This window comes from Pseudomonas sp. (assembly GCF_049645325.1).
In the GTDB taxonomy this organism is placed as follows: domain Bacteria; phylum Pseudomonadota; class Gammaproteobacteria; order Pseudomonadales; family Pseudomonadaceae; genus Aquipseudomonas.
On the sequence record NZ_JBARTQ010000326.1, the window covers coordinates 1 to 10,973 of the forward strand.

General features: G+C 62.4%; 12 protein-coding genes and 1 pseudogene. 5 read left to right on the forward strand and 8 right to left on the reverse strand.

The window, feature by feature from the left end; genetic code table 11:
* Positions 1-136: 136 nt before the first annotated feature.
* Positions 137-604 (forward strand): RNA methyltransferase, encoded by a 468-nt coding sequence (locus tag WBB95_RS14645; RefSeq protein WP_003189607.1) that lies wholly within the window; start codon positions 137-139, stop codon positions 602-604.
* Between the two features lie 68 nt (positions 605-672).
* On the forward strand, positions 673-1,014 hold the full coding sequence (locus tag WBB95_RS14650; RefSeq protein WP_424488233.1) for a YgaP family membrane protein: 342 nt from the start codon (positions 673-675) through the stop codon (positions 1,012-1,014).
* A gap of 64 nt (positions 1,015-1,078) precedes the next feature.
* On the opposite strand, the gene WBB95_RS14655 is transcribed toward WBB95_RS14650, so the two are convergent.
* Together WBB95_RS14655 and WBB95_RS14660 are read right to left on the reverse strand one after the other, a co-directional pair.
* Positions 1,079-2,299 (reverse strand): hypothetical protein, encoded by a 1,221-nt coding sequence (locus WBB95_RS14655; RefSeq protein WP_424488234.1) that lies wholly within the window; start codon positions 2,297-2,299, stop codon positions 1,079-1,081.
* A gap of 12 nt (positions 2,300-2,311) precedes the next feature.
* Positions 2,312-2,761: a YcgN family cysteine cluster protein gene (locus tag WBB95_RS14660; protein ID WP_424488235.1), complete on the reverse strand. Its 450-nt coding sequence runs from the start codon at positions 2,759-2,761 to the stop codon at positions 2,312-2,314.
* Positions 2,762-2,914: 153 nt separating this feature from the next.
* Here WBB95_RS14660 and WBB95_RS14665 point away from each other — a divergent pair, with 153 nt between their 5' ends.
* A complete protein-coding gene (locus WBB95_RS14665) occupies positions 2,915-3,499 on the forward strand; it encodes a nitroreductase family protein (protein WP_424488236.1) in 585 nt (194 codons plus the stop codon).
* A gap of 119 nt (positions 3,500-3,618) precedes the next feature.
* Here WBB95_RS14665 and WBB95_RS14670 read toward each other — a convergent pair whose 3' ends face one another.
* From WBB95_RS14670 to WBB95_RS14690, 5 genes are all read right to left on the reverse strand, one after another.
* Positions 3,619-4,551 carry a D-2-hydroxyacid dehydrogenase gene (locus WBB95_RS14670; RefSeq protein WP_424488237.1) on the reverse strand — a complete coding sequence of 311 codons (933 nt, stop codon included), beginning with the start codon at positions 4,549-4,551 and terminating at the stop codon, positions 3,619-3,621.
* Between the two features lie 107 nt (positions 4,552-4,658).
* Complete coding sequence (locus WBB95_RS14675; RefSeq protein WP_424488238.1) at positions 4,659-4,952, reverse strand: YcgL domain-containing protein; 294 nt, start codon at positions 4,950-4,952, stop codon at positions 4,659-4,661.
* Entirely contained in the window at positions 4,949-6,082 is a 1,134-nt protein-coding gene (rnd, locus tag WBB95_RS14680; protein WP_424488239.1) for a ribonuclease D, read from the reverse strand. The genes WBB95_RS14675 and rnd overlap by 4 nt, the downstream gene beginning before the upstream one ends.
* A gap of 122 nt (positions 6,083-6,204) precedes the next feature.
* Positions 6,205-6,804: a class I SAM-dependent methyltransferase gene (locus tag WBB95_RS14685; RefSeq protein WP_424488240.1), complete on the reverse strand. Its 600-nt coding sequence runs from the start codon at positions 6,802-6,804 to the stop codon at positions 6,205-6,207.
* A 132-nt stretch (positions 6,805-6,936) separates the two neighbouring features.
* The gene (locus tag WBB95_RS14690; protein ID WP_424488241.1) at positions 6,937-8,307 is read right to left on the reverse strand and encodes a glutamine synthetase family protein; all 1,371 of its coding nucleotides are present in this window, start codon (positions 8,305-8,307) and stop codon (positions 6,937-6,939) included.
* A 404-nt stretch (positions 8,308-8,711) separates the two neighbouring features.
* Between WBB95_RS14690 and WBB95_RS14695 the strand changes: the two genes are divergently transcribed.
* Both WBB95_RS14695 and WBB95_RS14700 read left to right on the forward strand, forming a co-directional pair.
* Positions 8,712-9,476 (forward strand): transporter substrate-binding domain-containing protein, encoded by a 765-nt coding sequence (locus WBB95_RS14695; protein WP_424488242.1) that lies wholly within the window; start codon positions 8,712-8,714, stop codon positions 9,474-9,476.
* 49 nt (positions 9,477-9,525) lie between these two features.
* The gene (locus tag WBB95_RS14700) at positions 9,526-10,365 is read left to right on the forward strand and encodes a cache domain-containing protein (RefSeq protein WP_424488243.1); all 840 of its coding nucleotides are present in this window, start codon (positions 9,526-9,528) and stop codon (positions 10,363-10,365) included.
* Between the two features lie 356 nt (positions 10,366-10,721).
* On the opposite strand, the pseudogene WBB95_RS14705 reads toward WBB95_RS14700, so the two are convergent.
* A pseudogene (locus WBB95_RS14705) lies at positions 10,722-10,973 on the reverse strand (hypothetical protein); the annotation flags it as partial.

Genomic DNA, 10,973 nt, shown 5'->3' on the forward strand with positions numbered 1-10,973 from the left:
CTCCCACATGTGCGCGCGCCCACCCTTTGGAATACGGTCGAATGTGGGAGCGGGCTTGCTCGCGAAGGCAATAGCCCAAACACTGCATCCCCCCAAGGCCGTATAATCGCCGTTTTCCTCCAAGGCACCCTTCCCCGTGGGCAATAAACGCTACAGCTGCATCGGTCTGTATAACCCCAAATCCCCCGAAAACGTCGGCTCGGTGATGCGCGCCGCCGGCTGCTACGGCGTGGCCTCGGTGTTCTACACCGGCGTGCGTTACGAGCGCGCCCGGGATTTCATCACCGACACCAAGAAAGTCCACCACGACATTCCGCTGATCGGCATCGACGACCTGAAAAAGATCCTGCCGCTGGGCTGCATCCCGGTCGCCGTGGAACTGGTGGAAGGCGCCCGCCCGTTGCCCGAATACACCCATCCCGACCGCGCGCTGTACATCTTTGGCCCCGAAGACGGCTCGCTCGACAAAGAGATTCGCGACTGGTGTGAAGACGTGGTGTACATCCCGACCACCGGCTGCATGAACCTCGCCGCCACCGTCAACGTGGTGCTCTACGACCGCCTGGCCAAGGGCAACAACACCCGCTCGGGCCCCAAGTACTGATATTTCGGGAACATCCAGCGCTGGCTGGCAGTCAGCTACATATCACTAGCCCTTGTTGGAGACAGATCATGAGCGACAGCAAAATCCTGCGACCCGTCATCGAGCACGCCCCGTTTGAAACCCAGCCCACCCAGAACGTGCATGGCTGGGAGCGCATCGGCTCGGTGGCCGGTGGTGTAATGATGGTCGGCAAGGGCCTGCGCCGCGGTGGGATTTTCGGCTTGATCCAAGTGGCGATCGGTGGCGTGGCACTGGCGCGCGGTTTCACCGGGCACAGCTCGCTCAAGGACAAGCTCGAACAGGGCCGCCAGGAAATGAACAGCGTGCGCACGAAGATCGAGCGCGCCGGGGAAGAGTTGAAGAACTTGAAGACCAAAGCCGAAGTGGCGGCCGAAAAAGCCACCAAATAATAAACGCCTGAACCCAATCAAAATGTGGGAGCGGGCTTGCTCGCTCCCACATTATTGTTTTGCGTCAGCGCAGTAATTTGCTGTCCAGCACCACCGACGACTCGCCAATGATGCTCTCGGCCAGTTGCACAAACTCAGGCGTGGTGACGCTGTTCGCTCGCATCACCGCCTGCGCCAAATCGTCCAGCGAGCGCTTGTTGTGGGTTTTCACGCGGATCTCGCGGTCCAGCTCCTGCAACAGCACCACCGCACGCGCGACAGTGGGTGCGCTGACCTGCTCGCCGCGTAGCGTGGTGACGTCCTTGCCTTCCCTGGTCAATCGCGCCTGAATCGCCGCGTACCGCTCGTCGGTGATGCCGCCGGCACGCCGCACCAGCTCAATGGCGTAGTACTCCCCCAAGCCTTCACTGATCCAATCGCTGCGCTCGTGGTCGCTGAAGCGGCCGATGGCCTGCACCACCTCGCGGATCAAAGGGCTGCTGCCGTTTTCGCTGACCAGCGGCGTGCGGCTGTTGAGGTAGAGCGAATCGCGCGACGAAAACACGCCACGGCGCATCGGGTCGCTGGCGCCCACCACCAGCAATTTCGCCGGATGACGCGGGAACGCGGCTTCCACTTGGGGCCAGACGAAGGTCAGCAACGTCAGCACATCCATGCGGCGCATGGCTTGGCCCTTGGGCGAGGCCACGGTGACTTCCGTCTCGCCCAGGCGCACGCGGCGGCTGCCAAGGGTGCCGGCAAGCATCCAGCCGGTGGGCCGGTCGAACAGGCGGGAGACGTTGTCGATGCGAAATTTATGTTTGCCGATACGCGGCCAAGCGGTTTCGACGCTTTTCCAGCCGGCCGGCAGTTCAAACACCAACCGCGACACCAGCTCGACGCCATCCTGCTGGTCGAGCCGCGCGGTCGGCACCAGGTCTTCGCCACGAAACAGCGCCCAGCTTGGCGTCATCCGTGCTTCGTAGACGCCCGGTTTGCGCGCATGGGTGAGGCGTACGCGGTAGGTCAGGCTGGCCTTGTCGGCGCTGGGTCGCCACAGCCCACGGCTGCCGGTGACTGCCCACTGGCCGTCGGCCTTGAAGTCGCTGTAGTCACCGGCACGGCCCAGGTCAAAGTCCAGGCTGCGCACCGCCGAGCCGTGGGACAGGCTCACGCGGACTTCGGCCTGGTCGCTCTGGGGCAGCAGCTTGACGTGATAGTCCAGGTCGACTTTCTTCGCGCACCAGCCGGGCCCGCTCATCGCCAGCAAGATCAGGCCCGCAGCCAGCTTGGCTCCCACCCTCATACACACTCCTTTTCAGCCCGCGCGGAAGATCAGGTGATCCTCCCAGTCATCTTCGGGCACGCTGCCTTCGGCGAGCATGCGCCCGGACTGGGAAATGCGTTCGTGGTGCACGGCGTCGCGGTCGCCGCAGACCAGGTGGTGCCACAGCGGCAAGTCCTTGCGCTCGCTGACCAGGCGGTAACCGCAGGTCGGCGGCAGCCATTTGAACTGGTCCGCCTGGCCCGGGGTGAGCTGAATGCAGTCGGGCACCGAGTCGCGGCGGTTGGGGTAGTCGGTGCACTGGCAGGTTTTCAGGTCGAGCAGTTTGCAGGCGATGCGCGTGTAATAGACGCTGTTGTCGTCTTCATCCTCAAGCTTTTGCAGGCAGCACAGGCCACAACCGTCGCACAACGACTCCCACTCCTCTTGGTCGAGGTGTTCAAGGGTTTTGCGTATCCAGAAAGGTTCGACTTTGGCGGCCATGGCTCTGCATCAGTATCGGTAGGTGAAAAGGCCGCCAGTCTAGTGCCAGCGGCCCTTGGGGCCAAGCGCTTACGACTGGCGGTGTAACAGCACTTGTCAGTCTAGTGGCCGCGCAGTAGCTTTGAGCGCCGAATTGACGATCAGGAACACTCCATGACCCGCGTTGCCGATTACCCGATTCACACCCAATTCACCGAACGCTGGTCGCCTCGCGCCTTTACCGGCGAGAGCATCCCGCAAGCAACCCTGCTGAGCTTTTTCGAAGCCGCGCGCTGGGCGCCGTCCGCCTACAACTCGCAGCCATGGCGCTTTCTCTACGCACGCCGTGACACGCCGGACTGGGAGCGTTTCCTGGGCCTGTTGAATGAGTTCAACCGTGGCTGGGCGCAGCACGCCTCGGCCCTGGTGATCATCGCCTCGAAAACCGACTTCGTCGCACCGGGCGCCACGGAAGAAACCCCGGCGCTGTGGCACACCTTCGACACGGGCTCGGCCTGGGGCCACCTGGCGCTGCAAGCCAGCCTCAGCGGCTGGCACACCCATGGCATGGCCGGTTTCGATCAGGACCTGACGCGCAAAGAGCTGAAAATTCCAGAAGGCTACGCACTGCACGCGGCCGTCGCCGTGGGCAAATTGGGCGACAAGTCGAGCCTGCCGGAGTACCTGCAAGGGCGTGAAGCGCCAAGCCCGCGCAAGCCGTTGAGCGAGCTGGTGTCGGAAGGTGATTTCAGCCTGTAAGACTTGCGCAGAACCAATGTGGGAGCGGGCCGGCGAAAGCGGCGTATCAGTCAACACAATGAGTGCCTGATACACCGCTATCGCGGGCAAGCCCGCTCTCACATTTTTCCGGCGTTGTATCAGTAACCGCGTTCGAAGCTCACTTCGCCACGCAATTCTTGCTTGGCTTCATACGCCCGCAGGTTCTGCACAAACAACTCCACCATCATGCCCGGTGACGTCGGCGCCGAGCTGTGCCCGGTCAGCAACAGGCCCCAGGCGGTCCAGAACGGATGGCGTTGCGGCAACGGTTCCTGGCGGCACACGTCGATCACCGCGCCGGCCAGGTGCCCTTCTTTCAAGGCTTCGACCAAGTCCGCATCGACCACGGCCACGCCGCGCCCGACGTTGATAAACACCCCGGTCGGCTTGAATTGCTTGAACAGCGCCGCGTCGTACAGGTCATGGGTGTTCGGTGTGTTGGGCAACAGGTTGATCACGTAGTCCACCTCCCCCACCAACCGGCCCAATTGATCCAGCCCGGCGACTTCGATAAACGGCGCCTGCTCGCGCGCAGTGCTGGCGATGCCGTACAGCTTCACGCCAAACGGCAGCAGGAAATCGGCAACGCTCTGGCCGATATCGCCGGTGCCGACGATCAGCGCCTTGCGCCCCGATAGGCTCTGGCCCATGCGGTTGTCCCATTTGCGCTCGACCTGGCTGACCAGCCGCGCGAGCACTTCGCGCTCGTGGCCGAGCATGTAGGTGAGGACAAACTCGGCCATGACCTGGCCAAAAATGCCGACTGCGCGGGTCAGGCGATAGTCACGCGGCAAGCCTTCGGCGAGCAGCGGCGTAATGCCGGCCCAGGTCGATTGCAGCCATTGGGGCTGGTGGCCCTGGCGCAACAACGTGGCAAGCAGGTCGGGCTGGCCCAGCCATACCGGGCAATCGGCCGCCAGGCGCGCCAGTTCGGCCGAGTCGCCGCTGGTCAACACTTCAACGTCCGGGGCCGCTTCGCTCAGCAATTGGGCGTAGAGCGGGTGATCCTGTTCAGCAATCAGAACACGCATGGTTCAAACCTTTCAAAAACAGTGCAGACGGCCGCCCGCATCCTTACGGCCACCGCCCGCTTATACAATTGCATTGAAGTACGTGCCCTGAACCGGGCACTGAACGGTCACATCGGGTCGTTGCGTCGCAGCAGCTCTTCGGGCAAGTGCTCGATGTACTCGTCCTCGGCCGGCGGCATTTGCAGGTGGTAGCCCTGCTTGTCGAGGTTTTCCAGCACCACCGTGATGTCCTCGCGGGACAGCTTGCGCTCGGGCGTCAGCACCATTTCAAACGCGAGATGGGCTTTGCCGAAGGCGGCCATCAAAGGCTCCGGCACGCGTTCCAGGGCATCGCTTTTCAGCACGTAGAGGTACATGCCATCTTTTTTCAGGCTGCGATAGATGGAGCAAATTCGTTTCAAGGCTGTTCTCCGGCAGTGGCCAGGCTGTCGAGCAGCGCCTGGCCCATCAACTCGCGGCGCCAGCCACGCAGCGAGTCTGGCAATTTATAAGGCCCATCGGGGTAGCCGCTTTTGACCAGGGCTTCGAGGGTTTTCTTGCGCAGCATCAGTTCTGGCGCCATGTCCAGGCGTTCTGCTTCGGTTTGGCCATAGGCGCGCAGTTGCTTGATCAGCGTGGCAGCATCCACCGGCAGCGGTTCAGCCACGGCCGGCGGCCATTGGTCCATGGACACGCTGCCGGCGCGCTTGATCAGGTCCAGCAGAAACTGGCCGTCCTGACGCACGGTGCGCGGGTGCATGTCTTCGATCTTGCCCAGCGCAGCGAGGTTATCCGGCTGGGATTTGGCCAGGGGCCACAACGAGTGTTCGCGAATGATGCGGTTGCGTGGCAGGTCACGGGCGCGGGCTTGCTGCTCGCGCCAGGCGCAGATTTCGCGCAGCACGGCGAGTTGCGCGCGGGACAGTTTCCACGCCAGCTTGGCGTCGCGATACACCTCGTGCGGGTCGACCTCGCGGCGCAGGTTGGCCACCAGTTCGGCGCCGTCTTCCAAGACCCAGGCGTACTTGTCATCCGACAGGCGCGGACGCAGTCGGGTGTAGACCTCGGCCAAATGCACCGCATCTTCTGCGGCGTAGCTCACTTGGGTCTCGGACAATGGCCGCTGCAGCCAGTCCGAACGGGTCTCGCCCTTGGGCAATTCGATGTCGAGCACAGCTTGCACCAGGCGCGAGTAGCCCATGGAGAAACCGAGATTCAGGTAAGCCGCCGCCAACTGAGTGTCGAACAACGGCACCGGCAGGCTGCCGGTCAGGCGCAGCAGCACTTCGAGGTCTTCGCTGCAAGCGTGCACCACCTTGATCACCGCCGGGTTTTCCAGCAAGGCGGCCAAGGGTTGCCAGTTGTCGATGGTCAGGGGGTCGATCAGGTAAGCGCGTACGCCATCGCCGATCTGGATCAGCCCGGCAATGGGATAGAAGGTGTCGACCCGCATGAATTCGGTGTCGAGGGCGACGAATGGCAACTGCTGCCATTCGGCGCAATGCTGGCCGAGGCTATCGTTGTCGCAGATCCAGTGAATATCGATGGCCACACGGCTCTCCCTTGAAGAATGGCGCGCAGTATATATCGCGAAAGGGCCTTGCGAGCATCCGCAGTGCACACGCCTTCATGAAAACTCCGACGAGAGATGAAGAATAGTCCGACAGGCGGGAGTTAGCCTCTCTTACGCAGAACGTAAACCCGCCACAGCTTGGAGCCTGGCAGGAATTCCTGCTGGTTCAGGACCTTGAAGCCGGCTTGGCGGAACTCGTCCTCCATGGGGGTGCGGGAGCTGACCGAGACAATTACCGTGTCCCGGCTGACCCGATGAAACTCGCGCAGCAACATCAACCGCACCTCCATGCTCGGTACATGGCGAAACAATTCCAGGCAGAAAATGCAGTCCACCGCATTCGCCGACAAGCCGATCGAAAACGCCGAGCCCTGGAAGGTTTTGACCCGTTTGAGCAACGACGCCGGGTGATGGGTGAGCGCGTGGTCGAGCATGTCCTGGGAGTTGTCCGAGGCCAGGATGACCCGGTTGACGTGTTCGGCCAACACCGGCCAGAAACGCCCCGAGCCACAGGCCAGGTCGAGGATCAGCCCCGGCTCGCCTGCCACCTTCAGCGCCTGGCGCACCAACCGTTCATCGCGCCAGGCACCCAGACGCTTGAGCAGTGCTGGCGGGCGCGTGTCGCCGCAGACCCTGGCATGCTCGCGGTCGCAGCGCTCGGCATATTCAATCTCGATAGAGGAAGGCGGTTGTGACGACATCACGGGCTCATGTGAGTGGAACGGTAGTGAATGACCTTGATCCGCAGCTTAACCCCCGCAACGTGAAAAAAAGGTTGAAGCCCCCACTGCGTAAAAAGGAGGGCGCCGGGCATGCCCGGCGCCCAGCGTTGATCAGGCCTGATGCAGGTACCAACGCCAATCCTGCTCGCCGACTTCACCCATGAACTGGCGGTATTCGGCGCGTTTCACCGCCAGGTACACACCCAGGAACTCGCTGCCAAAGGCGTCCCGCGCCCAACTTGAGCCTTCCAGCGCGCGCAAGGTGGTGAGCCAGTCGGTGGGCAGCAATTCCTTGGCCTGGGCATAACCATTGCCCTCCACCGGCGCGCCGGGGTCGCGCTGTTCACGGATGCCGCGGTGAATGCCGGCCAGGATCGCGGCGGCGGCCAGGTAAGGGTTGGCGTCGGCGCCGCAGATACGGTGTTCGATGTGCCGCGAGTTCGCCGGGCCACCCGGCACGCGCAGGCTGACGGTGCGATTGTCTACGCCCCAGGTCGCCGCCAGCGGTGCGTAACTGTTGGTCTGGAAACGGCGGTAGGAGTTGGCGTTGGGGCAAAACATCAGCAACGAATCGAGCAAGGTGCTGAGCATGCCGCCCACGGCCTGGCGCAGCAGCGGTGTGCCGTCAGCGGCTTCGCTGGCGAACAGGTTATTGCCCTCGGCGTCCGCCAGGCTGACGTGCATGTGCATGCCGGTGCCTGCCAGGTCGTCGAAGGGTTTGGCCATGAAACAGGCGGTCATGCCGTGCTTGTGGGCCACGCCCTTGACCAGGCGCTTGTAGCGCACCGCTTCGTCCATGGCTTGCAGCGCGTCGGCGCGGTGTTCGAGGGTAATTTCCACCTGGCCCGGGGCGTATTCGGAGATCGCTGTGCGCGCCGGGATGCCTTGCAGTTTGCAGGCGCTGTAAAGGTCGGCGAGGAACGGCTCGATTTGCTCCAGCTCACGCAGACCATAGACCTGGGTGGAACGTGGGCGATTGCCGTCGACATCCCGCGCCGGTTGCGGGCGACCGTTGCTGTCGGGCTTTTGATCGAGAAGGTAGAACTCCAGCTCCGCCGCCATCACCGGGTAGTAACCGTCCGCCTTGAGCCCGTCGATCACCCTTTCGAGCAAATGCCGGGGATCGGCCACGGTGGCGGGCAGGCCCTCGGTGGGGTGCATGCTGACCTGCACCGCCGCCGTCGGGATCAGGCGCCACGGCATGCGCTGCAGGCTGCCGCTGACCGGGTAGGCACGGCAGTCGATATCACCGACTTCCCACACCAGCCCGGAATTTTCCACGTCATCGCCATTGATGGTCAGGCCAAGAATGGTGCTGGGCAACGGCCGGCCGCTTTCATACACCGCCAGCAACTCATCGCGGTGCAACAGCTTGCCGCGCGGTACGCCGTTGTTGTCGAGGATAAACAGCTCGAACATCTCGATGTCCGGGTTCTGATCAAGGAATGCGTGGGCTTCGTGCAGGCTGGCAAAAACACTCATGGGAATTCTCATACGTTTGCGTCAGGCAGGCGCACAGGCGCTGCCGGGCAGATGCGCACAGGTGCGCGTCATCCATGGGGTAGATCAACGTAGGAGAAAGGTATCTGGTGGGCGTGCGTGTCGGCAGTGAAACAGGGCCCAGAAGGCCAGCTCGGAGGGTAGCGCCTCGACATCGGCCGGACGGCTCGGCGCAAAGGCGCCAGGCAGTGTCACGGGGTGAGTGTCGGGGGAACCGTCCATGCAGGCATCACAGTGATGTAGATGCCCGGCAGCGTCACATGCCCGCAAAGGTTGTTCAATTCAGGGTTGGCGGAGTTTGGTTGCAGCCTGGCTAAACAATTGCCATCCCCGCGCTTAGCTGGAAATAATAGCCGCCCCGATCATGCCCCCAAGGACTCGACCGCATGAAAGCTCCCCTGGCCTTCTGTTTATTGGCAAGCCTGGCCACCCAAGCCCTGGCCGACTCGCGCCTCGACGACGTGCTGCAGCGCGGCACCCTCACCGTCTGCACCACGGGCGACTACACCCCCTACTCCGCCCTGCGCGCCGATGGCCGCTATGAAGGCATCGATATCGCCATGGCCGAGTCCCTGGCCAAGAGCCTCAACGCCAAGATCCAGTGGGTGCCCACCACCTGGAAAAGCCTGATGCCGGACTTCCTCGCTCAACGCTGCGACATTGCCGTGGGCGGTATTTCCGTGTCGCTGGAACGCCAGAAAAAAGCCTTCTTCAGCCAGCCGCTCGGGGTCGATGGCAAAATTGCGCTGGTGCGCTGCGCCGATGTGCAACGCTACCAGAGCGTCGAACAGATCAACCGGCCCGAGGTGCGCGTGATCGAGCCGGCCGGCGGCACCAACGAAGTATTCGCCCGCGCCCACCTGGGCCAGGCGCAAATCCGCCTGCACGACAACGTGACCATCTTCGACGAACTGCTGGCAGGCAAGGCCGACGTGATGATCACCGACGCCAGCGAAGCGCGTTACCAGCAAAAACAGAAACCCGGGCTGTGTGCGGTCAACCCGGACCGGCAGATGCAATACAGCGAAAAAGCCTTCCTGCTGCCCCGCGATGACGTGGCCTGGAAAAGCTATGTCGACCAATGGTTGCACCTGACCGTCGCCACTGGCGTTTACGACGGCATCGTCAACCAATGGCTGGCGGCGCCCTGAGCCACAGCGTCTACGCTGTTGTCACATCAATAAGAACGAGGGACGGGTCATGAAGGGACTGCTCCGACTCACTTGGCTGCTGCTGTTGTGTTTCAGCCAGGTGCACGCGGCCACCGCGCAAGAGGAAGATGCTGCGGCCGCCAAGGCGCTGCTGGAAAAAGCCCTGGCGTATTACCAGAGCAACGGCGACAAGGCCTTCGCGGCCTTCAGCCGCCAGGGCGAGTTTGTCGACCATGACCGTTATGTGTTTGTGGTAGACACCCAGGGCGTGCTGCTGGCGAGCGGCGGCCCCTCCTCCGCGCTGATCGGCCGCGATGTGTCCGAAGTGCTCGGGCCGGATTTGCGCCAGTCGTTCAAGGACGCGCTGAAGGTACCGGATGGCCAGGGCATTCAGCAGGCGGACTATCGCTGGCAGAACTGGAATGACGGCAAGGTAGAACACAAGCATGTGTTTTATCAGCGCGTGGGCGAGCGGATTCTGGCCGTGGGGTATTACTTGCCACGGGCCACGCCGGAACAGGCGCGGGCCTTGCGCAACAAAGCGGCGAACGCCTTGGTGAAGGATGAAGCGGGGACGTTGAAGGCGATCAATTCGTTGCAGGGCGGGTTCCTGCAGGATGACCTGTATGTGTTTGTGGTGGACCTGAAGACGGGCCGCTATGTGGCACATGGGACGGACTTGCGCTTGGTGAACACGGATTTTGCCAAGGTCAAGGACCCGGACGGGAAGCCCGTGGGGGAGCCGATTCTCAAGATCATGGCTGAGCAGGATCAGGGTGAGTACACGTATCGCTGGAAGAACCCGGTGACGGATCGGGTTGAGAACAAGCACGCTTATTTGCGTAGGGCGGGGGGGTTTATGGTGGCCGTGGGGTATTACAGTCCTTGAGATTGTTGGGGGGTTTATCCGTTTTTGTTGTTATGGCTGCTATTGGTTCCGCTCTTACAGCGGCTCACTTTTGGTGGAGCGCAAAAGTAAGCAAAACGCTCTAGCCCCTCCACTCGGCACCTCGCTGTGGCTCGGTGTGCCCTCACTCCGGCTTGAATCCGTGGGCCGCCGTGACGGGCCATCCATGGCCCAACACGGCTAACCCGGCTCCTGCCGGGTTACCCACGGATTCAAGCCTGCGTGCGGCCATCGTGGTTAACGGGGCGCCTCAGATCAAGATCACAAGCAGGATCAAGATCAAGATCTACAGCACGGCGGCCTGAAAGCCGACCTGAGTGGTTGAAGCAACAGCCAGGTCAAGAGCAGAAGCAGATCTGCTTTTCTGTGGGAGCTGGCTTGCCTGCGATGGCATCAACTGTGTATGCCTGATGTACCGAGGTGCCTGCATCGCAGCGGTGCGGCGACCCGACAAGCCAACTCCCACAGAAGAGCAGCTCTGCGGTGTGGCAGCGAGCTGATATCTGAAGCCGAACCGGATAAAAAATGTGGGAGCGGGCTTGCTCGCGAAGGCGGTGGATCAGCTGATGAATCTGTTGACTGACACACCG